Source organism: Streptomyces subrutilus, assembly GCF_008704535.1.
GTDB classification, from domain to species: Bacteria; Actinomycetota; Actinomycetes; order Streptomycetales; family Streptomycetaceae; genus Streptomyces; species Streptomyces subrutilus.
Window position 1 is genome coordinate 6,913,871 of the sequence record NZ_CP023701.1, and the last position, 23,340, is coordinate 6,937,210.

The following is a 23,340-nucleotide window of genomic DNA, read 5'->3' on the forward strand; positions in this document are numbered from 1 at the left end:
CGGACCGTCTTCCGACATTCGCGAATGCCCGGCCTGATGTCCCATAAACGGCTCATTACGCAGCGTGGTGATCGTAAAGGGATGTTGGCCGTAATTTCTGGTTTGGTGGCTGAAAGGTCGACCGTCCGGGCCCCATTTGTTGATCGTTTTCTGCGATCGCGTGCGCAGAGTAGTCGGCCCCCTTCGCTTGACATCGGCAGCCCACCCCTCCCTACAGTGGTGCTGGCCGAGAATGAGAGCACCGCGAATCATCAAGGAACAGTGCGCCCTAAATTCACGTATCCCTTGCGGTGGTGCGTTCCATCGAGGGAGTTTCTTCATGTGGAGGGGAAATGGCTCATTCGCCCATCAGTATTCTGTCCCGGGTCGACTTCAATGGTCACCCGCTGACGGAAGAACTCCTGTCGAGAACGTTCCAGCAGCTCATGGACGAACACGGTTATGTACTTCTGTGCAATGTTCCCGAGGAATTCGACCCGGTCCGGTTCTGCCGGGCGCTCGGCACCTTCGTGCCGAACTACACGGGTGCCGTCGTCGGTGACGTCCGGCCGGAGCCGGGCATGGACGACGTCTACCACGCGGGCAACACCCGCCCCCTGACGCCGCATTCCGAGGGCTACGACTTCGCGTTCACCCCGCCGCGCTACATCGCGCTGTGGTGCATCACCCCGGCGTCCGGACCCGGCGGCGAGACGACCCTGATGGACACCCGGCCGCTGGTGGGCGCACTCACCGACGTCGAGCGCAAGCAGCTGCTGGAGACCGACTACGCCTGGAAGACGACGGAGGGCGTCCAGCGGCTGGGCCTGGACCTGAAGACCCGCCACCCGATCCTCGAAGACCGCGACGGCCGCGACATCGTCCGGTTCAGCTGCAACAACCTGATCCGCGACGACGACGACTTCGCGGCCGAGCTCCAGAGCCGCTGGCACGCCGCTTTCGACCGCGACCACGTCGCCGTGGAGTACCACGAACGGGACATGCTCGTCTGGGACAACTGGCGGCTGCTGCACGCCCGCAACGCGTTCAGCGACCGCAGCCGGCACCTGCGCCGCATCCAGATCGCCGGCTGACCGGCCTCACGAGGAGTCACGCATGCAACGCACCATGCTGCACAGCAAGATCCATCGAGCCACGGTCACGCAGGCGGAACTGCACTACGTCGGGTCGGTCACCATCGACCGCACCCTGATGGACGCCGCCGACCTCCTGCCCGGTGAGCAGGTCGACATCGTCGACATCGACAACGGCCGGCGCCTCACCACCTACGTCATCGAAGGCGAACGCGACAGCGGGGTGATCGGCATCAACGGGGCGGCCGCGCGGCTGATCTCCCCCGGGGACCTGGTCATCATCATCGGCTACCAGGTGGTGGCCGACGAGGAGGCCCGTACGGCCTGCCAGCACGTGGTGTTCGTCGACGAACGCAACCGCCCCCTCTCGATCGGGTCCGACCCGGCCGAGGTCCCCGACTACGCGGCCGCCGCCACGCTCGTGCGCGGGGACGTGGTGCAAGGAGCACGCCGATGACCACCACCCTGCCCCAGCCGTCCTCACGGCCGGTCTCCGACCTCCCGTGCCCGCAGGCGCTGAGCCACTACGACACGGAGTTGCGCGCCGTCCTCGCCGCCGCGGCGGACACGCCCGCACCCGCGGACGCGGCCGGCTTCGCCCCCGCCTGGGAGCTGCCCGCCCCCGGGGCCGATCTCGAACGGTTCTTCGGCCCCTCCGGCATCAGCGCCCACACGGTGGACGAGCACGGCGGCCGGAGCATCGGCCTCCTCCACCTGATGCACAACCCCCGCACCCGGACGACGAAGACCTTCGCCTCCCTGGTGATCGTGGCCCGCGCGGTGGCGCACATCAGGCGCACCGGCGAACCCGTCATGATCATCACCCCGTCCAGCGCCAACAAGGCCACCGCACTGCGCGACGCGGTGCTCCGCGCCCACGAATCCGGCCTCGCCACCCCCGAGCAGCTGCGCATCGTCTGCGTGGTCCCGTCGGCCTCCACCGACAAGCTCTGGCACTGCGGCCTGGCCGACGACGACGCGTCGCGGACGGCCCACCCGCTGGCCGTCCTGCGCACCGACGAGCCGGGCGAGGTCAAACAGCTCGCCCGGGCCGTGGTCGACCAGGAGACCGGCGCCCTGTTCGCGGACACCGGCTTCCGCCTGTGGCACTCCCTCGACCTGCGCAACTACCAGGTGGCCGATGCCGTGCGCGCCCTGTTCGAACGCGACTTCCTCCCGCCGGGAGAACGCACGCACGCGCACTCCGTCTCCAGCGCCTTCGGCCTCCTCGGCCACTTCCACGGCCAGCAGTGGCACACCGGAAAGGAGTGGCCCGAGCTGGGCGGCCAGTACTTCCTGGTGCAGCACCTGGGCACGCCGGACATGGTGGCCAGCCTCCACCACGGCCGTTTCGACCACCGCCCGGCATGGGAGTCGCGCGACGGCCTGTTCCACCAGGACCGGGACCCGCACTTCCCGCGGATCGCCCACGCCCCCGACGAGCAGCTCGACTCCACCTTCTACACGCGCTCACCGGTCACCTCGCCGCGGATGAACGAGATCATCGACCGGCAGGGCGGCGGGGGAGTGGTCGTCTCCCTCGCCGAGTGCCTTGAGCGCTATCCGCGCATCCGCCACGTACTGGCCCCGCACGGCGTACACCTGCCGGCCGACCCCCGCGAGCTGCGGGAATGGTCCCTGGTGATGGCCCTCACCGGCGTGCTCAACGGCATCGACCGCGGCCTGATCGCGACCCGGGAGGTCCTCGTCCACGGCTCCGGCTCCTACGGCACCGGAGACTTCCGCACCGCCGACGCGCGCCACCTGCGGCACGTCTCCTCCCTGGACGACCTGCGCCGGGTCGTCCGCGCGGCCGCGGCCTGAGACCGCGCGCCAGCAGCGGCATCCGTCACCACCTGCCCGGGAGTCACCTGTGTCGACCGTCCCCGCCCCGCCCCCACCGCCCGGTGCCGCCGCCCTCCCGCTCCCGCCCCGCGGGCCCGGGAGGGCGGCGGCGCCCGCGGCCGGTCCCGCCGCCGTCCGCGCCCGCCTGGCCTACGCCTGGAACAACAGCCCCGGCCCGGGCTGGCGCACCCTGCGGCGCCTGCACGACGAGGTCCCGCGCGGGGTTCCCGTCACCGTGTCCCGGGCGGAGCCGGGCCCGAGCATCGCCTACCTGGGGCTGCCCCAGGGCGAGGCGAACATCCTGCAACTCCTGGAGCACCAGCGCTCCCGGACGGGCGCAGGACCGGCCCACCGCACCCGCGGCCGGACCAGCCTGCGGCACCTCGCCGCCGGCCGCTGGCCGGACGCGGACCTCGTGGTCGTCGGCGCCCAGAGCCGGCAACTGGAACGCCTGCCGACCGCGGCCTCGCTGACCGCGCCGTTCCGCGTCCACCTCGTGGTCGACGTCCCGTCCTCCGCGGAAGCCCTCGACCGGCAGATATCGCGCCGCGAGCGCTGGGAGTTCCGGCGCAACCAGCGCGCACACCACTGGGCGCTGGAGGAGGACGCCTCGCCGGAGGCCTTCGACTTCTTCTACCGGACCATGCACGCCCCCACGATGCGCCGCCGGCACGGCGACCGCAGCCGTACGGAGAACCGGGCCACGGCCCGGCACGCCATCCTGCGCCACGGAACGCTGATGTTCGTCACGGCCGCCGGCGTCCGCGTCGCCGGAGTCCTGTGCCACTGGTCCCGCGACCGGCGCACCCTGACCACCCGTCTGCTCGGCGTCCGCGACGGCGACCAGCGGCACTACGACGAGGGCGCGTTCAAGGCCGTCTACCACCTGCTGCTGCGATGGGCCCGCGAGAACGGCGTCGAGCACGTCGACTTCTTCGGCACCGAAGCCTTCCTCGGCAAGGGCATCTTCCAGTGGAAGCGGAAGTTCGGGCCGCGCGTGGTCCTTCCCCCCAACCACTTCTCCGACAAGCGCATCCGGCTCTACGTCCGCCGCGACACGCCGCGAACCCGCGACTTCCTCGTCGCCAACCCCCTCCTCGGTCTGGACCCCGGCCCCCACGGGCCGGTCCTGGTCCCCACCTACTTCACCGACCCCACGCGGCCGCCCCGATCGGACATCAGCGCCCGCTGCCCCGGCCTCCCCGAGCCCCGCCTCGTCGACCTCGACGCCTTCCTCGCCGGAGCCGCCCCCCGCACCGGGAGCCGGACGTGAGCCCGCCCCTCGTCGCCGTCGTCGGCACCGGCGCGTTCGCTTCGGCCCTGGTCCGCGCCCTGGCCCGCCACGCCCACCCGCTACGGCTCCACGTACTGGGCCGCGACGCCGACCGGGCCCGGCACCTCGCCGACCTGGCGGGCGACCACGCCTTCCTGGCCGGCGCCCGCACCACCTGCGCCGCCGGCCCGCTCGACCCCCACGACCCGGACCGGGCCCGCCACCTGCTCGGCGCCCTGCGCCCCGACGTCCTGGTGATCGCAGGCTCGGAGCAGTCACCGGCCGAAGCGCGGACCACGCCCTCCGCCTGGACCGAGCTGCTGGCCCGGGCCGGCTTCGGCCTCACCCTGGCCCTGCAGAGCTCCGCGGCCGTGCGCCTGGCCACCGCCTGCGCCGAGGCGAGCCCCGGCACCGGCATCGTCAACGCCTGCTTCCCCGACGCCGTCAACCCCCTCCTCCACGCCCGCGGACTGCCCGTCGCCTGCGGCCTCGGCAACGTCGCCACCCTGGCCTCCGCCCTCGCCGCCCGGCTGGCCCTCCCCGACGAGCGGACCCTGCACCTGCTCGCCCACCACGCCCACCTCCACGCCCCGCCCCGGCCGGACGACGACGCCCGCGGCTGGCTCGACGGCGCCCCCCTGACGGACCTGCGCGGCCTCCTGGCCCCGGTACGCTCCCGGCCGCGCCACCACCTCAACGAGGTCGGCGCCGCCGCGGGCGCGGCCGCCGTCGCCGCACTCGCCGGAGCGGGCCCCGCCCACACCGGACACCTCCCCGGCCCCCGAGGGCTCCCCGGCGGCTACCCGGTGACGGTCGACCACCGCTCCGTGGCACTGCGCCTGCCCGAAGGCGTATCCCCGGACCGGGCCGTGGAGTGGAACCTGCGCCGCGCCGAACTCGACGGGGTGGTCGTCGGCACCGACGGCACCGTCCGCACGACACCGCGGGCCCTGGCCGCCCTGCGCGGCCACTGGCCCGACGCGCCGAGCACCTACGGGCCCCGCGACCTGGAACCCGTACGGGACCACCTGCTGCACCTGCGCGACCGCCTGCGGCGCCAACCCGCTCCGCCCCCGCCGGAAAGCGCCGCCCACCATGATCACGCGTGACCCGGCCCGCGCCCCCGCGACACCGGCGCCCCGCGCCCTTCCCGCCCGTCACCTCCGCCGAGGGCGCGACAGCGGGAGCGAGCCGACCGCACGGCGACCGCCCGCGCAGCGCACCGCCCCCGACCGCGCCGGTCGGGGCCGCGCCGCGCCGACCCGCGGCCGGGTCCGGCCGTCCCGTCGCACACGACCCCGAAGGAGCCCCGCATGACCATGGCCGAGCAGTACCTCATGGGCGCCGCCACCAGCGAGCTGGACCGGATGCTCTACCAGGGCGAGATGTTCCGGCCGGAAGCCGAACGCCTCCTCGACCGCTGCGGACCCGGCCCCGGGGCGCGCGCCGCCGACGTCGGCTGCGGCCCGCTCGGCATTCTGGACCTGCTCTCGGAACGCGTGGGACCCGGTGGCGAGGTGGTCGGCCTGGACGTACAGCCCGAGATGCTCCGGCTCGCCCGCAGCCTCGTCGCCGAGCGCCGACTGGACAACGTCCGGCTGGTCGAGGGCGACGCCGCCGACACCGCGGAGGACAAGGGCGGCTTCGACTTCGTCCACACCCGGTTGGTCCTGATGAACGTGCCGCACTCCGGCGCCGTGCTGTCGGCCATGGTCGCCCTGGCCCGTCCCGGCGGCACGATCGCCGTCCAGGACGTCGACTGGGTCACCCGCGTGTGCGACCCCCCGCACCCCGCGTGGACGGCGCTCGTCGACCTCGTCACCGAGCTGTGGCGCCTCAACGGCATGGACGTCCACCTCGGCCGCCGCCTGCCGGGCCTGCTCCGCGCGGCCGGGCTCGTCGACATCGGCGTGGACGCCGGCATCCGCGTCTTCCAACAGGGCCACCCCTACCACACCCTCCTCGCGGACCGGGCCGAACTGTGCCGCGCGGCCCTCGTCGAACGCGGGCTGACCGGACACGCCGAACTGGACCGGCTGACCGGCGAGCTGCGCGCCCACCTCGCGCAGCCCGACACCGTCGTCGTCCACCCCGTCCTCTTCCAGGCGTGGGGCCGCCTGCCCGGCGACCGGGGACGGGCGGCCCACCGGCCGGGGCACTGATTCCGCCGACGCCGGGCGGGATACGCATGACGGAGCGGCCGTGACCCGCCCGGCGACGGGGCCGGCCGCGGGGGCGCAGCGATCGGACAGAGGACACGGCATGGACAAGCGACACATCGTGCGACGGCTCCTGACCGGCCAGGGGGTGAACGGCTTCGGAGACGGCCTGTGGTTCAGCATCTGGGCGATCTACCTCACCCAGATCCGGCACATCCCGGCCGGGAACATGGGGCTGGCCATGGGCATCGGCGGACTCGTCGGGCTGCTCGCCGCCGTCCCCATCGGAGTGATGGCCGAACGCCGCGGCCCGCGCGAAGTCCTGTGCACGGTCATCGTCCTGCGCGGCCTGGCGATGGTCGCCTACGTCTTCGTCGGCGGATTCTGGTCCCTGCTCCTGGTGACCACGTTGTTCTCCGCCGTGCAGAGCTCCGGCGTCGGCGTGCGCGTCACCCTGGTCTACGGGCTCATGCCACCGGACGACCGGGTCAAGGTGCTGGCGCAGGGCCGCGTCGTCCAGCACATCGCCTACGCCGCCGGCGCGGGCGGCGCCATCCTGGTCCTGGCCAGCAAGGACCCGGCGGTCTTCGTCGCCGCCGTCCTGGTCGACGCCCTCGCCCTCCTCGTGACCGCGGCCCTGACGCTGCTCGTCCCCTCCGTCCCGCCGGTACCGAGGGAACGGCAGCGCTCGGGCACCCAGGCACTGCGCGACCTGCCCTACGTGGCGATCATGGGCACCACCGCACTGCTCTCCCTGTGCTGGGCGCTGCTCGCCACCGGGCTCCCGTTGTGGATCGCGCAGGACACCCGCGCGCCGCTGTGGACGGCCGGGCTGGCGGTGGTGGTGAGCTCCGTGGCCATCGCCGTGTTCCAAGTACGCGTCAGTCAGCGGTCGGTGGGCGTCCGGCAGGCCGTCCGGGCGAGCAGGGTCTCGGCGCTGGCGCTGGCGGTCTGCTGCCTGGTCTTCGCCTCCGTCGCATGGGCCGGCTCCCCGCTCCTGGCGACCTGCGTGATCATGCTGGGCATGGGCGCGCACGTGGTGGGCGAGCTCTACTACGTGTCGGCCCGGTGGGGGCTGTCCCTCGGGCTCATGGCCAAGCACGCGGAGGGGCAGTACCAGGGCGTCACGGCCAGTACCGAGGCGGCCGTCGTCGCCATGGGCCCCGCCCTGGTCACCGCGTTGGTCACCGGCCTGAGCCAGGCCGGCTGGGCGGTCCTGGCGGGCCTGTTCCTCCTGTCCGCGGCCCCGGCGGGCGTCCTCGCCCGCCGGGCGTCCCGCGACGGCTTCCGCGCCGGAGCCGCCGACCACCCCTCCGCGCTGAACGTCGGGACGTGACGCGGACGCGGTACCGGACCGCAACGGCGGCCGCAGGACGACGAGGGGGTGTCGCGGGCCGGGGAGGGGGGCCGGGCGGGCCGGTGTCAGGCCAGCAGGGCGGCGGCCTCCGCCCGGGCGCGCGCCAGCCAGCCGGCGCGTTGCCCGGTGTCCGAGTCGGTGACGGTGCGGAAGACGGTCCGCCGTACGTCCGATATGCCGACGTACGGCAGCACGCATGCCGCCCAGATGCGCTGCAGCGGGTCCCCGAACTCGTTCTCCTCGCGGTCGAGCGGCGTGTCGGAGGTGTTCAGGACGAGGGCCCGGCCCGCCGTGAGCAACCCCGCCGGCTCGCCCTCCGGGCTCCCGAGTTTGTAGGCGACACCGGGCGCCAGTACGCGCTGTACCCAGCCCGTCAGGACGGCGGGCGGCATGCCCCACCAGTTCGGGTGGACGAACACCAGGACGTCGAGTGCGGCCAGCTCCGCGCGGTACAGCTCCACCTGCGCGTCGTGCGCCGGAGCAGCCGACTCGACCGTTCCCGTCTCCGCCGCCGCCAGCATCGGATCGAACCCCTCGGCGTAGAGGTCGTGTGCCGACACCTCGGCCCCCCGCGACCGCAGTTCGTCCACGACGGCCTCGAACACCGCGTGGTTGAAACTGCCCGGCCGCGGATGGGCGAGGTACACCCCTGCACGCATGCTTCCTCCAGTTGATTCGCAGGTCCCCTGCCTACCATCCGTCGTACGGGACGGCCCCACCTTTTTCCGGGTCACGCTCCCGCCCCGCCGCGGTCCGCGAGGGCACCGCCGGCGCCCGCGGGGCGCGTCGGAGGAGGTGGCCCGGCGGCGGCGGCGTGGGCGTGGGCGTGGGCGTGGGCCAGAATGGCCGTCCGATCGTCCACGTGGGAGAGGGGGCCGGATGAAGCAGCAGGTGGGGGTAGTGCCGGACCAAGGCGATGGCGTGCGGGTGATCGTGTGCGTCGGGGAGTTCGACCAGGACACCCTGGGCCCCCTGCGCGAGGCCGGGGCCGCGGCAGTCGCAGACCCGTCCATCCGGCGGACCGTCCTCGACGTCAGCCGCGCCGCCTTCGCGGACTCCGCCATGCTCAACCAGATGCTCCGCCTGCTGCGCCACGGCCGCCTGGTCCTGGCCGGCCCGCTGCCCGGCAGCCTCGCCCGCACCTGGGAAGTGACCGAGGCGGACCGGCTGTTCCCGACGGCCGACGGCGTCGACGCCGCCCGCGCCCTGTGATCACGCAGGCGGCACCCGGACCGGTCACTTCGGCAGGCCGCGCGCTGGTGGGCAGGGCCCGGTAGTGGGAGAACGCGCAGCGCAGGGCCTCGCTCCCGGTGTACGCGTGAACGAAGGCCGCACGGATGTCGTCGGGCACGCCTCGCCCGAGCGTCCCCGCGTCGGGGAACCAGCCGAGGTACGGGGCCTCGTTGCCGGCCGGGCCGTGGGGTGCGCGGCGATCTGTTGGATCCCCGGTGCCCGACGCGGCAGTGGCCGGACAGCATCGGTACGAAGGGGACGTCCATGGCGGTCAAGACGCTCGCCGATGCCGCACCGGACGAGGTGCGCTTCGCGGAGCCGAGACGCCGGATGCCCGGCGTCTCGCAGAAGAAGCTGTCCGTGACGTTGCGAGGCCTGACCCGCGACGGTACCTACCCGGCGGACGGCGTCACCGCCGTGCGGGACACCAGGACCGCCGCGGTGTCGTCGTCCGGGCCGTGGGCGCTGTAACGGTGCAGGTCTTCGCCGAGCAGGACCAGGAGATCGCCGTCCGCGACGTCTGCCCACTCCGTCATGCGGTCGGCGAGGGGGTAGAACTCACCGCTCGCGTTGCGCGTCTCGCTGACCCCGTCGGTGTACATGAGCACCCGGTCGCCCACGCGGAAGGGGACCTCCTCCACCACGTGCTCCTCCTCGACCGGCACCGGAAGGTGGACGGGCGGCGACGGCCGGCGGAAGGCGAGGCAGCGGGTGGCGGCCCGGTCCTGGTGGACCGGCGGGGGGTGACCGCAGCTCAGCAGCCGCATCACCGGCAGGCCGTCGGGGACCTCGGCCAGCAGGACGGTGGCGAACCGGTCCGCGTCGTCGATGCCGACCCGCAGGGCGTGGTGCCGCATGCTCGTCTCCAACTTGCGCGCGATGGAGGGCAGGTCGGGTTCGACGTACGCGGACTCCCGGAACGAGCCCAGGAGCACGGCCGCGCACTCGACCGCCCCCAGCCCCTTGCCCTGCACGTCCCCGATCATCAGGCGTACGCCGCCGGCCACGTGGAGCGCCTTGTAGAAGTCTCCCCCCATGTGGGCGCCGGCCACCGACGTCTCGTAGAGCAGGTGCAGGTCGACGCAGCCCAGGTGTTCCGGCAGGGGGTGCTGCAGGGCGCGCTGCGCCACGTCGGCGACCTCCTGTACGTGCTGCAGCTCGCGCTCGCGGTCCAGGCGGACGCTGCTGGTCCACGCGGCCACCAGGGAGATCGCCCCCACCAGCACCGCGCCCGCCACGGCGGCCGTACCGAGCGGCACGCCGCGATGGACCTCCAGCGCCGTCAGGGCGAGGACCGCCACCGCTCCGAAGCCCAGGGTCCCCCATACGCCCCACGACACGGCGGCGAGCCCCGGGACCACGTAGAGCAGTGCCCCGTAACGGTCCTGACGCGGGGTGAGGAAGTCGGCGGTGGCCGCCGCCAGCATCACGATGCCGGGGAGCGCCCGCACGAGGCGGTAGCGGGCGCCCGTCGGCAGAAGCATCTCCATCCGGAAGATCATCCGGGATGGCGTTCCATCCGCGGGATCGGCTCGCCGCCCGGGCAGGCCCGGATCCGGGCCGGGCCCCGGTCGCGCCGGCCCCGCTCCGTCGTGTCAGCCGGGACTACGTGACCGTTCGGCCGTCGTGGTCCGGCTCGTGGACGGCGATAGCCCGGGAGGGGCAGACACCGGCGGCCATCCGCGCGGCCGCACGCCGGGTGGGGTGCGGTTCGGCGTGCAGCAGGACCACCAGGCCGTCGTCGGGATCCTGGTCGAAGACGTCGGGAGCGGTCATGACGCACATGCCGGCGCCTATGCAGCGCCCGCGGTCGGCTCTCACGTACGCCGTGCTCACCTCTCGTCCCAGGTGACCGGGAGGCGCTTCACGCCGAAGATGTCCGCGGTCTCCGGGCGCAGTTCGACCTCCTCGGCCGGCACGGCCAGGCGCAGGGTGGGGAAGCGGTCGACCAGTGCGCGGAACGCGACCCGCATCTCGACCCGGGCCAGCTGCTGTCCCAGGCACTGGTGGATGCCGTGGCTGAAGGCCAGGTGTCCGGCGGCCTGCCTGCGGAGGTCGAGCGCGTGCGGGTCGGCGAACCGGTCGGGGTCGCGGTTGGCGGTGTGGTACGAGAGGAGGACGGTCGTACCCGCCGTGACGATCCGGCCACCCAGCTCGACGTCTTCCAGCGCCGTCCGGTGGAACGTCTTGGCGACGCTCAGGTACCGCAGCAGCTCTTCCACGGCCCCGTCGGTGAGTGCGGGATCGCCGCGCAGCGCCGCGAGCTGCTCCGGATTGCGCAACAGCGCGAAGGTGCCGAGGGACAGCATGTTCGCGGTGGTGTCGAATCCGGCCGCCAGGAGGATCAGGCTGATCCCCTTCAGCTCCTCGTCCGTCAGATCGCTGTCGGTGAGTTCGCTCAGGACGTCGTCGGTGGGCCTGGCGCGCTTCGCGGCCACCAGCTGTGCGAGGTATTCCTGGGTCGCGGTGTAGGCCGCGATCAGCTCCTCGTCACTGACCTCCCCGCCCATGAACGCGTCGATCTGCTCCTGGAAGGACGCCCGGTCCTCGTACGGCACGCCCAGGATCTCGCAGATCACGATGGTGGGGATGGGCTTGGCGAACGCGGTCACCAGGTCCGTCGGCGGACCGGCCTCTTCCATGGCGTCCAGACAGCCGGCGGTGATCTGCTCGATCCGCTCGGTGAGCATCCGCATCCGCCGCACGGTGAACTTGCCCACCAGGGGCCTCCGGTAGCGGCTGTGCTCCGGCTCGTCCATGAGGAGGAACTCGCCGGGCGGCGCCGGGGGAAGCTCGAAGTCGACGACGTTCAAGAGGTCCTTGCGCGAGCTGAACCGGGGATCCGCGAGGACGGACCGCACCATCTCGTATCCGGTGATCACCCACCCCGGCTTTCCGCCGGGGTGGGTGTAGCTGCTGATGGGCCCGTGCCGACGGGCGTCGATCAGTTCGACCGGCGGGTCGAAGGGGCAGCCGCCCCCGCGCTTCGCCGGCCACGTCGTGACGGTGTGTACGGACTCGCTCATGACGGCCCCTCCCCATTTCGCGATATGACGCGTTCGTCAGAGCTCGAACGCTACGTTGCATTCACCATTTCGTCAATTAGTTGAGCTTCTCATGCTCGCCGAAAAACAGGGCAATTGATGCAATGATTGAGAGTGAATGCAATGGAGCGTTGCAATGGTTGGATGCGAAGGCAATACTGACGGCATGCCAGGAGGACGGTTGACCCAGCAGGAACGACGACGCATCGCGGCCGGACTCGCCGACGGGCTCTCCTACGCCGAGATCGGCCGCCGGCTCGAACGTCCGACGTCGACGATCAGCCGGGAGGTGACGCGCAACGGCGGCCCCGGCGGCTACCGGTCCCGGTCGGCGCACGAGGCGACGGTCCGGCGGGCGCGGCGGGGTGCGGCGGCGCCCTCCCGCGCGGACGACCGGTCGCCGGGCGGCGTGGCGCAGGAGACGATCATCGATCTGGCGGTCAGGTCGGGGATGCCGAGGATGATGGCGCGCGTGCACGTCGACCTGTTGCTGTCCGAGGACGGAAGGCGCACCGCGGCCGAGCTCGTGGGCAGGTTGAAGGTCAGCCCGGCGTCCGTATCCGTGGCCGTGAACGCCCTGGTCGAGCACGGATACGTCCGGCGCGAGCGCGATCCGCAGCGACGGCGCGACGTCTACGTCGTCGACGACCAGGCCTGGTACCACTCGGTCGCGATCAGCGCGCGGCAGACGCGCGAATCGGCGCGGGCCGCGATGGCGGCGGCCGAGGTGCTCGGCCCCGACTCGCCGGTGGGGGAGCGGCTCCTGCGGGCGGGTACGTTCCTGGAGCGGGTCGTCGACGACATGAGGGAATCGGCCGACCGCTGGCGCACCCTGCTGATGTGAAGGGCCCGGAATCACCGTCCGCCCCTCCCGCGCACCGGCCGCGGGCGGGCCGACGCCCCGGGGCCCGGACGGGAGTCGTTCCGAAGGTCGGGGCCGGGGCCGGGGTCCGGTGCTCTCGGCTGGCGGCGCGCCTGGGGAAACGCTTATGCCCGGGTCGGCCCCGGGGCGCTGGTGGAGTGGGGCTCCGTGCCGTGGGGGCGTGTGACGCGGCCCCGCGGGCCGCCGCTGCCGCAGCCGACCTCCGAAGGACGTGCCCCGATGGCCATCCCCGCCCTGGACCACTCCACGACCCGCTACTCCCTCCCGCACGCCTACTGGATGGCGCGCGCGGCCGGCCTGGCCGCGCTCGACCGCGCAGGCATCGAAGAGCAGGCCCGTGCCTGGGGGTTCACGAACGTCCGCTGCGTCGAGTCGACGCACGCGATGCCGTTCCCCATCGAGGACACGCAGGCCTACGTGATGGCCAGTGACCGCATGATCGTCACCGGTTTCCGGGGCACCGAGGTGGCGAAGATCTACGACTGGCTGACCGACGTCGACACCCCACCCGTCCCCGGCCCGGCGAACAAGGGCTTCGTCCACTACGGCTTCCACCGGGCCCTGCAGTCCGTCTATCCGCAGATCCGCGACACCATCCTGGAATACCGCACCGACGGACAGAGCGTGTGGTTCACCGGCCACAGCCTGGGCGGCGCCCTCGCGATGCTGGCCGGCGCCCGCTTCCACTTCGAGGAGCCCCGCCTGCTGCCCGACGGCGTCTACACCTTCGGCCAGCCGCGCACCTGCGAACGGCTCCTCGCCGGCGCGCACAACAAGGCCTTCCGCAACCGGTGCCACCGCTTCGTCAACAACAACGACATCGTCCCGCACCTCCCGCCCGAGCCCGTCTACACCCACGTCGACACGAGCCGCTACTTCGACGCCGACGGCCGCCTCCACGACGCCATGCCGCTCGCGGCCCGGCTCCAGGACCGGGTCAAGGGGGTGCGCGCCGACCTGTTCGCTCCGGAGACCGACGCGGTCAAGGACCACCACCTCCCCAACTACCTGGCGGCCTTCGAGAAGAACCTCGCGCCCGCCGGCTGACGGCGAACGGGCGGCCCGGACGTGACCGGCGTCGTCCGGGCCGCCGGCGACGGCGCCGCGCGGGCCGGGCGGAGCGGGCGGCCGCCCGTCCTGCCCCCCGTTGGGCAACCACGCGACGTGGCAGGGCGGTTGAGGGCGGCGTGAAGCTTCTCGCCCCGACTCCTTGCCCCTTCGCGCGGACGGCCCCACACTCATCGAGTTGACAGTCGTCAACTCGGGAGGGGGTGGGTTCGTCGTGCCCGAGAACCATGACGGGGTGGGCCGGGTCCCGCACTGGGTGCGCCGCGCCGCAGCCGTGGCGGACCACCTGGCGGACGAGCTGGTGGAGGAGATGCGGACCGGGGGAACGCAGGCCCGTCACGACCTGCACCGCGGTCTCGCCCGGGGCGTACGGGCCCTGTCCCGCCCCGCACCGGCCCTGGCCGCCTTCCTCCACGACCTGGAGCATCCGCCCGCACACCTCGACCCGGACATCCTCGACCGCGGGTCCGACGCATGGTTCACCCACCCCGGCTGGGTCCACGCGATCGCGCTGTCGGCGGGCTCGCTGGTCGAGGTCTACCGCTGCCCCTCGATCGCAGCGGCTCTGGCAGCCACCGGACCGCTCCTGAACACCGCCGGCACGCGCCTGGACGCGACGGGACAGTGGGTCAACTCCGCCCTGCTCCCCGGCGCGCTGCGCCCGGGGCGGGAGGGGTACGTCGCCACCGCCCACGTGCGCCTCGTGCACGCCCGGGCCCGTACGGCCGCCCTGAACGGCGGGTACGACCCCGCCGTACACGGCCTGCCCGTCAACCAGGCCGACCTCCTGCGCACGTGGCTGGCCTTCACCCACACCTCGTTCCGGGCCGAGGCGATGCTGGGCTACACCTGGTCCGAGGCCGAGCTGGGAGGGCTGTACCGGTACTGGCAGCACATCGCCCACCTGCTGGGCATCGAACCCCACCTCGTCGCGCACCTGTCGGGGCCGGCGGCGGCCGCCGAGGCCGGCCGTCAGCTCGCCGCGCAGCGTCAGGACCCGGTCGCCGTCGAGGCCGACGCCCTCACCCGCCACACGATCGAAGCCGTCGCCGGCACCCTTCAGGCGCAGCTGGGACTCTCCGCCACCGTCGGCCGCCCGCTCCTGCGGGCCCTGGTCACCCTCTTCCACACCGACGCCCGCGACCGGCGCTCGCCCGCCCGCCTGCTCCATCCCGCTCTGACCGCGCTGCGCCCCGCCGTCGGCCTCGGATACCGCTGGCAGAGCCGGCCCGCGCGCAGAGCCGCTCTCATCGCCCAGAACCTCGACCTCACCCGCGCCTACGTCCACTCCCTCGACGGCCGGCACCGCGCCCGCTGAATCCGGGGGCACCCCGTCCACGACGAAGCGCCCCCACTCCCGCGGCCCGGCTCCGCCCCCGTGGCCCGGTACGGACGAACCCGCGTCCGGGGTCCGAGGACTCCGGGGCGCGAAGGCACCGGATAGCCTGACCGCATGACGTACGCCCGTGCCGACGGTGATCACAAGACCCGGCGCCTGGTCCCCGAGGACGAAGTCCTCCGCGCCGCGCTCACGGCCTTCTCCCGTCATGGATTCGAGGGCGTCTCCCTGCGCTCCCTCAACGCCGACCTGAACGTCAGCCACAACATGCTCACCAAGCGGTACGGCTCCAAAGACGCCCTGTGGACGGCAGCCGTCGACCATGCCTGCGCCCGCCTGACCGAGGCGCTCGACCGTGCCGAGGACCCGGCCGGCACTCCGTTCGACCGGCTGCACGGCATGATCACCACCTTCGTCGAGGCCGCCGCGCACCAGCCGGCCCTGCTCCGGCTGGTCAACTCCGAGGCCGCCCACGACTCCGAGCGCGTCACCCACCTGTGGACCCGTCACATCGAGCCGACCATCACGCGCTTCGCGCCCCTGTACGCGCAGCTCGTCGCCGACGGCACCCTCAAGGACGTCCCCCTGCCCACCGTCTACTTCATGATCACCGCAGGCGGTACCGCGCCGTGGGCCAATCCCGCGCTCAGTACCCGCCTCGGCCACCCGCCGGACTCCCTCCGCGCGATCCGCCTCCATGCCCACCACGTCGCCGACCTCATCCTCAACGGACTGCGCACCCTTCGATGAGCCCCGGGCGGTCCCCGTCGGCGCGGGTATCCGCGTCGGCCCGGGCACGGGGGAGTCCGGCCGTGCCGGGCTCGGCGCCCGATGCTGCGCACGGCGTTCCCGCGGGTGCCCGCAGCGTGCGGGCCGACGCACGTCATCCCTGCCAGACGTCGCCCACCGACGGGGCCAGCGCCCTTGCCTGGGCGCGGCCCGCGCGGGCGGCGGCCGGCCGGCGGCCGTCGTCCGCCATGTCGCGGCCCATCTCGCGGCGTGCGGCGCGGTCCGGGGTCAGCAGGACGACGCGCGTTCCCTCGGCGGTGAGGTCCGCGGCCTGCCGTGCGGCGCTCGGATGCGGGCCGACCGCGCGGGGGATCGGCGCGATCGCCAGGACCCGGCGGTGGCCGCGTGCGAGCTGGAGGTTGGCGGTCGAGCGGCTGCCCCCGTCCATCCAGCGCCGGCCCGCCACGGTGACCGGCGGCCATACGACGGGTACGGCGCAACTCGCCGCGACGGCTTCGAGCAGGGTCACGCCGGAGCGTGGGCCGAACACCCCGAGTCGTCCGGTCCGCGCATCGACCGCGGTGACGCGCAACTCCCGTGCGGGCCAGTCGCGCACGTCGCCCAAGAGCGCGCCGACCGTGTCGAGGACGTCCGATTCCGTGCCGGTCCCGGCGCGGAGCGCTGCCCGGGCGAGGCGTTCGACGGACCGCTGGGGATCGCGGGAACCGAGGGCCGCCCAGAGGAACGTCGCGGTCTGACGTGCCGTCAACGGCAGCCGGACGGCGTCCGCTCCGGAGAGCTGGCGCTCGTACAGGTCGGCGGCGGTGACGCCGGACCGGAGCCGGGATCCGAAGACGGCGCCGGCGGAGGTGCCGATCACGACGTCGGCGCTGCCGAGATCGATCCCGGCCTCGGTGAGTCCGGCGAGCACCCCGGTCAACCAGGCCCCGCCCACCGGTCCGCCGCCGCCGAGCACGAGTGCGGTGCCGCGCATGCTTCCCCCTTCTCGTGAAGGACCGCGGACGGCCCGCCCGCGGCTGAAATGGGGACTGGTCCCTGTTTCGCCCTGTCGACGATAGCACCGGCCGCCACGAGCGCACCCGCGCGCTTCGGCCCGCGGACGGACCGCACGGGCCTCGCGGGTCAGCGGGCGAGGGAGACGGCGAAGGGCCGGAAGCCGTTGCGGCGCAGGACGTGCGGCACCAGGAGGATCAGGGCCTCGGTGGCGCGGGCCGTGGTGATGCCGCCGAGGTCCTCGATCCATGCGGGCTGCCAGCCCAGATCGGCGAGCAGACCGGCGATCGTGTTCTTCGCGGATTCGTCGTCGCCCGAGAGGTAGGCGGTCGGCGGGACGGCCAGGGTCTCGGGAGCGGTCATGACCATGAACAGCATGGTGTTGAGGGTCTTGACCACGCGGGTGTCGGGGAGCGCGGCCTGGAGCTTCTCGGCGAGGCTGCCGCCGGGATGGCACAGGTCTCCGGGCAGGCCGTCCTCGGCGTCGCGGGTGGCGTTGGAGACATCGACGAGGATCTTTCCGGAGAGCTCGGCGCGCAGGTCGGCGAGGCGCTCCAGGGAGCTGTCGCCGGGCGTCGCGTTGATCACGATGTCCGTGGTGCGGGCAGTGGTGCGCTGGTCGGCGAAGGTGATCCGCGGTACGGACCCGACGGGGTGGGCGGCGGTGTCCTGCGGGTTGCGGACGCCGAGGGTGACGTGGTGTCCGGCTGCGGCGAGCCTGCGGGCGAGGGCGGTGCCGACGCGGCCGGCGCCCAGGATGCCGATGCTGGTCATGCGGTGGTGCTCCTTGCTGTGGCGGGGCGGGGAAGGGGCGGCGAGATCGGGTCAGGTCAGGCGATCGGCGAAAGGACCTTGAGGGCGGCGGTGTGGATGCCGGGGGCGGCGGCCAGGAAGTCGCGGCTGCCGGTGTTCCAGGGTTCGCCCGACAGGTCGGTGACGGTGCCTCCGGCCTCGGAGACCAGCAGGGCGCCGGCGACCAGACCGGAGCGTACGTCGGAGAACTGCCAGAAGGCGTCGGTGCGCCCGGCGGCGACGTGGATGAGCTGCATCGTGGCGGGAACGGACACGCGCACGACCAGGCCGCCCACGAGCATGGCGGTGACGGAGTCGCCGATCCGACGGAAGGTGCGCTCGTCCTCGCCGGGCCGGGCCTGACCGGTGCCGACGAGTGCGCCGCCCAGCTCGGTCTTGGCGGACACCTGCAGAGGCCGGTCGCCCAGGCGCGCTCCGCCGCCGGCGACGGCGGTGTACGTGTCGCCGGTCAGCGGCAGGTGGACGACGGTGAGCACCGGCTGGTTGTCGCGGACCAGGGTCGCGGTCACGGCCCACTCGTCCATGCCGTGAACGTGGTTGATGTTGCCCTCGGCGGGGTCGACGACCCACCACTCCCCTGACGGGAGCGCTCCGCCGGCCAGCTCGTCCTCGGCCCACCGCGATCCCCGGCGGGCCTCCAGCAGCGGCTGACGCAGCACGTCCAGCACGGCGTCGTCGTTGGCGTGGATCTCGGCGACGATCTGGTCCAGGCTCACACCCCGGGCGTGCGGGGTGTGGCGCTCGCGCAGCGTGACGCCGGCAGCCTTCACCACTGAGGTCACCCGGGACAGGAGCGTCGCGTCGGCGTCGAACGGCATGACGGTGTTCATGGTGGGCTCCATGGGAGAGGGGGTCGGGAGGGGCGGGGCCGGTCGATCTCGCCCCGCACGTCGAAGGTAGGCCGCCCGACCGTTAACAACAAGTGCATGCTGTTCACTTGTAGAGTTACCCTCATGCAACTGGATCTGAATCTGCTCACCGCCCTCGACGCGCTGCTGGAAGAGGGCAGCGTCGCCGGCGCGGCAGCCCGCCTCCACGTCACCGCACCGGCGATGAGCCGCTCCCTGGGCCGCATCCGCAAGGCCACCGGCGACCAGATCCTGGTCCGCACCGGCCGCAGCATGGTCCCCACCACCCGCGCGCTGGCCATGCGCGCCCAGGTCCACGCCCTCGTGCAGCAGGCCCACCAACTCCTCTCCGCGCAGCAGGAGCTGGACCTGACGGCCCTGGACCGGGTGTTCACCGTGCGCTGGCACGACGCCCTGACCGTCGCCTGCGGCACCGCCTTGACCACGGCCGTCCGCCGGCAGGCCCCCGGTGTCCGGCTGCGCCTGTCCGCGGAGCCCGGGGCCGACGACGCCGAGCTGCGCCGGGGCGAGGTCGACCTCGAATCGAGCTCCAGCCCTCCGACGCTCCCGGACATCCGCCACCGCCTCGTCGGCAGGGACCGGCTGATCGTCGCCGTCCGTCCGGGCCACCCGCTCACCGAAGGCGGGCCGAGCCCCGAGCGCTACGCGGCCGCCGAACACCTCACCGTCTCGCGGCGCGGAAGCCTGCGCGACCCGATCGACGACGCCCTGACCTCGCGCGGCCTCGAACGACGCGTCGTCGCCGCCGGCCCCACCGCCGCCTTCGCCCTCCAACTCGCCCACGACACCGACCTGGTCGTCACCCTCCCCGACGCGGTGACCCGTACGGCCCGGGAGCAACTCGGCCTGGCCACGCTGCCGCCGCCCTTCCCGCTGCCCGAGGTCCCCCTGTACCTGCTGTGGCACCAGCGCTACGACGACGACCGCGCCCACGCCTGGCTGCGGGACCTGGCCACCGAAACCGTGCGGGCCGTGTTCGCGCCACCGGCCGCCTCCCGACCGTCCCCCGACCCGTCGTGGTCAGTCCGGCAGCAGGTGTGACACGAGGGTCCGTTCCCATGCGGGGATGAGGGGCTCGTCGGTGAAGACGGCCCGGTAGGAGAGGGGGGCGAGCACGGCGTCCGTGGTGCGTTCCAGGAGCGGGGGCGCATCGCCCTCAGCCGCAGCGACCTGGACTGGCTGATCCACCGACCGTCCCTGCTCACCGACGATCCCGGCACGGGCACCGTCTCCCTCGGCCCGGCCGAGTTCCACGGCCGGATCCCCCGCGCCGATGTCACGGCGACCCTCGCCGAACTGCTGCACGAGCCCCGCATCCACCGCCAGATCCTCGAACTCAACACGGGCTCCACGCCGATCCGGGAGGCCGTCACGGCCGCCAACCGCCCGTGGACCGTCTCGTGGGGACGGTGCCGGCCGAGCTCGCCGAGGGCCTCGAACGACACCGTGACGGTACCCGGCCGGCGTTCCGCGATGACCCCGGCGACCGGGCGAGCGCCGGCGCGACCGTCACGGTGACGGGTACGGCGGTGGCTCGGGAGGCCGTACCCGAGCAGCCGCCGCCCGGACCGCCGCCGTCACCCGGTCCAGGGGCACGCCGGTGGGGACGGTCACGCCCAGCGCGGCGAGCGTCCCCGCCGGGCCCCGCACCGGAGCGGCCACCGACACTTCGCCCAGCCTGAACTCCTCGGCGCAGACGGCCAGACCCGCCGTCCGGATCCCGGCGAGCTGGCGGGCGAGGACGCCGGGGGAGCCGACCGTGTGCCGGGTGTGCCGGGGCAGCACGGCCGGCGGGACGGCGAGCAGCACCTTCCCGTACGCCGTCGCGTGCGGCGGCAGCCGATCCCCGCTGACCAGGCACAGGATCCCGTCGGCCGAAGGGGCGGTGCGCACCGCCAGGTCCGCGTGACCGCCGGTGCGGGCGGCCAGGGCCCGCAGCTCCGGGAGCGCCGCGTCGAGGAGCCCGCGCGGGCAGGGCGCCGCCGCGCCGAGCATCCGGAGGCGCAGCCCCAGCCGGTACCTGCCGTCCGCGCCGCGCTCCAGACCGCCCCACGCCACCAGCTCCCGCACCAGACGCAGTGCCGTCGGCGCCGGAAGTCCCGTGCGGGCCGCGATGTCGGTGAGCCGCAACGCCGCCGGGCCGCCGTCCTCGAACGCGTCCAGTACCGAGAAGAGCCGACCCGCCACGCTCTCGCCCAACGTCCCGCCCCGTCTCTCCTTCGGGTTCCACTCAGTGGAAGCCCGGACTTCCCGCCCCGTCCGGGCCTTAGCAGGCTCAACGCATGAACCTCGGTCTTGCTTCCGACACCCTGCTGTCCACCACCCGGGCCGTGCGCCACCGGCTCGACCTCACCCGGCCGGTGCCCCGCGCCCTCCTGGAGGAGTGCGTCGACCTCGCCGTCCAGGCGCCCACCGGTCGCAACCGGCAGCGCTGGCACTTCGTGATCGTCACCGACCCGGCCCGGCGGGCCGTCCTCGCCGACCTGTGGCGGGCGAGCCTGGGCGTCCCGGAGGCCCACCAGCCGCTGCCCGCCCGGGACGTGAGCCGGGCCGAGGTCGCGCCGGGCGTGATGGAGCGGGTGTACACGGGCGTCGAGCACCTGTACCGGCATCTGCACGAGGTGCCGGCCTTCGTCATCCCCTGCGTCGAGGGACGCACCGAGGGCCTGTCCGTCACGCACCAGGCCGGCACCTGGGGGTCGATCCTGCCCGCCGCGTGGAGCTTCATGCTGGCCGCCCGCGAACGCGGCCTCGGCACCGTGTGGACGACCGGGAACCTGCCGCTGGAGCGGGAGTTCGCGCAGGCGCTCGGCATCCCGTACGCCCAGGTCATGCAGGCCGCGTTCATCCCGGTCGCGTACACCGTCGGCACCGACTTCCGGGCCGCCCGGCGGATCCCGCGCGAGCAGGTCCTGCACTGGGACGGCTGGTGAGCACTCCGCGAGGCCGCGCACCCCGGCGGAGCCGACCGCCGGGCGTGCCGGGGCGCGATCCCCTCCCCGTGCGCTGCCACGCCGCGGCGGCGGTGCGTCAGCCCTGTGCGCCGTCGTCACCCGACTGCCCGGCGCCCTCGCCGGCCCCTGACTTCTCGCGCATCTTGCGCACCAGCTCGGCCTTCTGGTCGGCTGCGCCCTGGCGGTCCAGGTTGCGGTGCGGACCGTTGTTCTGCCGTTCGGCGCGGGACTGCCGCTTGCGCTGGCCGCCGCCCATGCCCACGGGGTTGTTGATGTTCTTGCTGACGGTCACGGGTTCTCCCGGTGGTGAGGTGAAGTGATCTGCGGATTCATCGGTGGGGGGACGGCAGCGACGTCGAGGACGTCAGCGGGGCCCGTCACGCTCTCCCTCGTGAATCGACGTCTGGAAGAACATGACAAAGACGTTACCCGGTTCCGTCGGCCCCGCAGACCAACCGTTTCGCCGCCCCCGCACCGGCCGCGCCGCCGCGCACCTCACCCCCGGGCCAGGTGCCTCCTGAGGGCACCGAGGTACTCCCTGACCTCCGGGAGCTTGGGGTGGTCGGGGCCGCCGACCCGCAGCAGGGCGGCGGCGAGGCGTTCGGTCGCCGCGATCGCTTCCGGGATCCGGCCCGCCTGGTCGTAGCCGGAGATCAGGGTGACCAGGGATTCCAGGGCCGGTACGGCGTCGGCGCCGAAGCTGTGCTCGCGCGCGGCGAGGGCCGCCCGCAGGTAGGGCACCGCCCGGTCCGGGCGGCCGGCGTCGAGGTGGGCGATGGCGAGGTTGTGGTAGCGGTAGGCGATCTCGGCGCTGTCGGGGCCGTGGATCTCCTCGAACCCCGCCACGGCCCGCTCGTAGCACGCGATCGCCGCGTCGAGGTCCTGGCCGTCGTGGTGGAGGTGCGCGAGGTTGTCCACCCAGATGTACGTCTGCAGGTGGTGCGGCCCGTAGAACCGCTCCCGGTCCCCGACGATCTCCTGGCACAGCACGAGGGCCTCCGGCCGCCGCTCCGCCTTGTGGTAGGCCGCGAACAACTTCTCCTTGCGGCCCTCCAGATCCTTCCCGCCCGCCGGGAGCACGCGCCGGCTGCCCGCCACCGCCTCCTCCAGCAGGGTGATCGCCCGCTCGCCGAGGCCGGCCGCAGCGTAGGCGTCCGAGAGCTTCTCGCGCGCGGTCAGCGTCTGCGGGTCGTCGGGGCCGGCGGTGCGCTCGTGCCCCTCCAGCGCGTGCACCAGATAGGGCAGCGCCCGCTCGGGACGACCCGCCGACAGGTGGAAGGTGCCGATGCCCTGGCAGGTCAGGACCGTGTCCCGGTGATAGGGGCCCCACACCGGTTCCTGGTAGCCCAGGTTCACCTCCAGCAGGGCGATCGCACGGTCGTGCATCCGGGTGTCACCGGGCGGGGCCGCGGCGGACCAGACGCCCAGCAGGAACGCGTGGTTGTGGCGCAGCCGCAGCACGTCTTCGTGCCCCGGGCCCAGCCGGGCCTCCGCCTCGGCCAGTTCCGTCTGCCGCGCCATGGTGTGGTCCGGCGTCAGGTGGAAGGGCGCGTCACCGGGCTCGGTCAGCCGGAGGTCGAGGGGCTCGGCGGGCCCGCCGGGCCCCTCGGGCCCGGGCGGTTCCTGCGGGCTCTGCGGGCTCTGCGGTTCCTGCGGGCTCTGCCGGTCGCGCTTCCTGCGGAACAAC

At 73.5% G+C, this 23,340-nt stretch carries 24 protein-coding genes and 2 pseudogenes; 16 read left to right on the forward strand and 10 right to left on the reverse strand.

All coding sequences use genetic code 11. The features are described from left to right. Positions 1-332: 332 nt before the first annotated feature. The 7 genes from CP968_RS30835 (at position 333) to CP968_RS30865 (ending at position 7,686) form a co-directional block, all read left to right on the forward strand. Positions 333-1,073, forward strand: a complete 741-nt coding sequence (locus tag CP968_RS30835) for a TauD/TfdA dioxygenase family protein (protein ID WP_150521101.1) — start codon at positions 333-335, stop codon at positions 1,071-1,073. Between the two features lie 22 nt (positions 1,074-1,095). Next, complete coding sequence (panD, locus tag CP968_RS30840) at positions 1,096-1,530, forward strand: aspartate 1-decarboxylase (protein ID WP_150521102.1); 435 nt, start codon at positions 1,096-1,098, stop codon at positions 1,528-1,530. Beyond that, entirely contained in the window at positions 1,527-2,897 is a 1,371-nt protein-coding gene (locus CP968_RS30845) for a DUF6002 family protein (RefSeq protein ID WP_150521103.1), read from the forward strand. The genes panD and CP968_RS30845 overlap by 4 nt, the downstream gene beginning before the upstream one ends. 49 nt (positions 2,898-2,946) lie before the next feature. Then, positions 2,947-4,191: a GNAT family N-acetyltransferase gene (locus CP968_RS30850; RefSeq protein ID WP_150521104.1), complete on the forward strand. Its 1,245-nt coding sequence runs from the start codon at positions 2,947-2,949 to the stop codon at positions 4,189-4,191. Continuing rightward, positions 4,188-5,300 (forward strand): glutamyl-tRNA reductase, encoded by a 1,113-nt coding sequence (locus tag CP968_RS35440; RefSeq protein ID WP_150521105.1) that lies wholly within the window; start codon positions 4,188-4,190, stop codon positions 5,298-5,300. The genes CP968_RS30850 and CP968_RS35440 overlap by 4 nt, the downstream gene beginning before the upstream one ends. 204 nt (positions 5,301-5,504) lie before the next feature. After that, positions 5,505-6,353: a methyltransferase domain-containing protein gene (locus CP968_RS30860; protein ID WP_150521106.1), complete on the forward strand. Its 849-nt coding sequence runs from the start codon at positions 5,505-5,507 to the stop codon at positions 6,351-6,353. Positions 6,354-6,453: 100 nt separating this feature from the next. After that, positions 6,454-7,686 (forward strand): MFS transporter, encoded by a 1,233-nt coding sequence (locus CP968_RS30865; protein ID WP_150521107.1) that lies wholly within the window; start codon positions 6,454-6,456, stop codon positions 7,684-7,686. A gap of 86 nt (positions 7,687-7,772) precedes the next feature. Here CP968_RS30865 and CP968_RS30870 read toward each other — a convergent pair whose 3' ends face one another. After that, positions 7,773-8,366, reverse strand: coding sequence for an NAD(P)H-dependent oxidoreductase (locus CP968_RS30870; RefSeq protein WP_150521108.1), 594 nt, complete (start codon positions 8,364-8,366; stop codon positions 7,773-7,775). Positions 8,367-8,628: 262 nt separating this feature from the next. Between CP968_RS30870 and CP968_RS30875 the strand changes: the two genes are divergently transcribed. Together CP968_RS30875 and CP968_RS35125 are read left to right on the forward strand one after the other, a co-directional pair. After that, positions 8,629-8,919 carry an STAS domain-containing protein gene (locus tag CP968_RS30875; RefSeq protein WP_150521109.1) on the forward strand — a complete coding sequence of 97 codons (291 nt, stop codon included), beginning with the start codon at positions 8,629-8,631 and terminating at the stop codon, positions 8,917-8,919. A 210-nt stretch (positions 8,920-9,129) separates the two neighbouring features. After that, positions 9,130-9,330, forward strand: a pseudogene (locus CP968_RS35125) (winged helix-turn-helix transcriptional regulator); the annotation flags it as partial. A gap of 2 nt (positions 9,331-9,332) precedes the next feature. Here CP968_RS35125 and CP968_RS30890 read toward each other — a convergent pair. The 3 genes from CP968_RS30890 to CP968_RS30900 form a co-directional block, all read right to left on the reverse strand. Then, positions 9,333-10,430, reverse strand: a complete 1,098-nt coding sequence (locus tag CP968_RS30890) for a PP2C family protein-serine/threonine phosphatase (protein ID WP_167536879.1) — start codon at positions 10,428-10,430, stop codon at positions 9,333-9,335. A 115-nt stretch (positions 10,431-10,545) separates the two neighbouring features. Continuing rightward, positions 10,546-10,776, reverse strand: a complete 231-nt coding sequence (locus CP968_RS30895) for a ferredoxin (RefSeq protein WP_150521111.1) — start codon at positions 10,774-10,776, stop codon at positions 10,546-10,548. After that, complete coding sequence (locus tag CP968_RS30900; RefSeq protein ID WP_150521112.1) at positions 10,773-11,966, reverse strand: cytochrome P450; 1,194 nt, start codon at positions 11,964-11,966, stop codon at positions 10,773-10,775. The genes CP968_RS30895 and CP968_RS30900 overlap by 4 nt, the downstream gene beginning before the upstream one ends. Before the next feature lie 184 nt (positions 11,967-12,150). On the opposite strand from CP968_RS30900, the gene CP968_RS30905 reads away from it, so the two are divergent. The 4 genes from CP968_RS30905 to CP968_RS30920 all read left to right on the forward strand — a co-directional run bounded on the left by CP968_RS30905 (position 12,151) and on the right by CP968_RS30920 (position 16,024). Beyond that, positions 12,151-12,828: a GbsR/MarR family transcriptional regulator gene (locus CP968_RS30905; protein ID WP_150521113.1), complete on the forward strand. Its 678-nt coding sequence runs from the start codon at positions 12,151-12,153 to the stop codon at positions 12,826-12,828. A gap of 258 nt (positions 12,829-13,086) precedes the next feature. Beyond that, positions 13,087-13,914 (forward strand): lipase family protein, encoded by an 828-nt coding sequence (locus CP968_RS30910; RefSeq protein WP_150521114.1) that lies wholly within the window; start codon positions 13,087-13,089, stop codon positions 13,912-13,914. Positions 13,915-14,149: 235 nt separating this feature from the next. Beyond that, the gene (locus tag CP968_RS30915) at positions 14,150-15,253 is read left to right on the forward strand and encodes an oxygenase MpaB family protein (protein WP_150521115.1); all 1,104 of its coding nucleotides are present in this window, start codon (positions 14,150-14,152) and stop codon (positions 15,251-15,253) included. Positions 15,254-15,388: 135 nt separating this feature from the next. Next, complete coding sequence (locus tag CP968_RS30920; protein ID WP_150521116.1) at positions 15,389-16,024, forward strand: TetR/AcrR family transcriptional regulator; 636 nt, start codon at positions 15,389-15,391, stop codon at positions 16,022-16,024. 133 nt (positions 16,025-16,157) lie between these two features. Here CP968_RS30920 and CP968_RS30925 read toward each other — a convergent pair whose 3' ends face one another. The 3 genes and pseudogenes from CP968_RS30925 to CP968_RS30935 all read right to left on the reverse strand — a co-directional run bounded on the left by CP968_RS30925 (position 16,158) and on the right by CP968_RS30935 (position 18,660). Continuing rightward, positions 16,158-16,997 (reverse strand): patatin-like phospholipase family protein, encoded by an 840-nt coding sequence (locus CP968_RS30925; RefSeq protein WP_150521117.1) that lies wholly within the window; start codon positions 16,995-16,997, stop codon positions 16,158-16,160. Between the two features lie 149 nt (positions 16,998-17,146). Continuing rightward, positions 17,147-17,806 (reverse strand): annotated as a pseudogene (locus CP968_RS30930) (NADPH-dependent F420 reductase); the annotation flags it as partial. A gap of 41 nt (positions 17,807-17,847) precedes the next feature. Beyond that, complete coding sequence (locus CP968_RS30935; RefSeq protein WP_150521119.1) at positions 17,848-18,660, reverse strand: inositol monophosphatase family protein; 813 nt, start codon at positions 18,658-18,660, stop codon at positions 17,848-17,850. 123 nt (positions 18,661-18,783) lie between these two features. Between CP968_RS30935 and CP968_RS30940 the strand changes: the two genes are divergently transcribed. After that, positions 18,784-19,740 carry a LysR family transcriptional regulator gene (locus CP968_RS30940; protein ID WP_150521120.1) on the forward strand — a complete coding sequence of 319 codons (957 nt, stop codon included), beginning with the start codon at positions 18,784-18,786 and terminating at the stop codon, positions 19,738-19,740. Between the two features lie 156 nt (positions 19,741-19,896). Beyond that, entirely contained in the window at positions 19,897-20,217 is a 321-nt protein-coding gene (locus CP968_RS30950) for an SDR family oxidoreductase (protein WP_229886825.1), read from the forward strand. Here the strand turns inward: CP968_RS30950 and CP968_RS30955 are convergent. Further along, entirely contained in the window at positions 20,209-20,886 is a 678-nt protein-coding gene (locus tag CP968_RS30955; RefSeq protein ID WP_229886823.1) for an IclR family transcriptional regulator, read from the reverse strand. The genes CP968_RS30950 and CP968_RS30955 overlap by 9 nt on opposite strands. 95 nt (positions 20,887-20,981) lie before the next feature. Here CP968_RS30955 and CP968_RS30960 point away from each other — a divergent pair, with 95 nt between their 5' ends. Next, positions 20,982-21,632, forward strand: a complete 651-nt coding sequence (locus CP968_RS30960; protein WP_150521122.1) for a nitroreductase family protein — start codon at positions 20,982-20,984, stop codon at positions 21,630-21,632. 97 nt (positions 21,633-21,729) lie between these two features. On the opposite strand, the gene CP968_RS30965 is transcribed toward CP968_RS30960, so the two are convergent. Together CP968_RS30965 and CP968_RS30970 are read right to left on the reverse strand one after the other, a co-directional pair. Then, a complete protein-coding gene (locus tag CP968_RS30965) occupies positions 21,730-21,945 on the reverse strand; it encodes a DUF6243 family protein (RefSeq protein WP_150521123.1) in 216 nt (71 codons plus the stop codon). A 203-nt stretch (positions 21,946-22,148) separates the two neighbouring features. Next, positions 22,149-23,339, reverse strand: coding sequence for a tetratricopeptide repeat protein (locus CP968_RS30970; protein WP_150521124.1), 1,191 nt, complete (start codon positions 23,337-23,339; stop codon positions 22,149-22,151). Between the last annotated feature and the right edge of the window lies 1 nt (position 23,340).